The 609-nt window shown below is 72.7% G+C and carries 2 protein-coding genes; both read left to right on the top strand.

The genetic code is table 11. The annotated features are described in order from the left end of the window. A partial coding sequence (locus tag DBV35_RS29120; protein WP_157962080.1) for a hypothetical protein occupies window positions 1-237 on the top strand: 237 nt, incomplete at its 5' end. After that, window positions 234-609 (top strand): FAD binding domain-containing protein (locus DBV35_RS29115; RefSeq protein WP_205648935.1); only part of this gene is annotated, 376 nt, incomplete at its 3' end. The genes DBV35_RS29120 and DBV35_RS29115, both read left to right, overlap by 4 nt.

The following is a 609-nucleotide window of genomic DNA, read 5'->3' as shown; positions in this document are numbered from 1 at the left end:
GGCGTCGGCGAGGCGGGCACCATCGCCTCGACCCCGGCGATCCTCAACGGCGTGCTGGACGCGGTGCGGCACCTCGGCGTCGACGAGATCGAGATGCCGACCACCTCGCAGCGCGTGTGGCGTGCGCTCCAGGTCGCGAAGGGCAGGAACCCGCAGGAGACCCCGAGCGACACCCACTCGCCCGGCGCCGGCCTCGGCTCCATCGACCCGAACAACCCCAAGGGAGAGGTCCAGTGATCCCGGCCAAGTTCGACTACGTCCGGCCCTCCTCGGTCGAGGAGGCCGTGACGGCCCTGCAGTCGGCCGGGGAGGACGCCAAGATCCTCGCGGGCGGCCAGAGCCTGCTGCCGGTGCTGCGGCTGCGGATGGCCGCGCCGAGCACGATCATCGACCTCGGGGGCATCCCCGAGCTCAAGCGGATCGGCGAGGACGACCAGTACGTCATGGTCGGCGCGATGGCCACCCACCACGAGGTCATGCGCAACGACCTGGTCAACACCCACGTCGAACTCATCGCCCGGGCGACCGAGACCGTCGCGGACCCGCAGGTCCGCCACCGCGGCACCCTGGGCGGCGCGCTCGCGCACGCCGACCCGGCCGGCGACCTGG

The sequence above is a fragment of the Acuticoccus kandeliae genome, assembly GCF_003073115.1.
The sequence above is the reverse complement of the archived record's forward strand: the minus strand, read 5'-3'. Positions and strand labels throughout refer to the sequence as shown.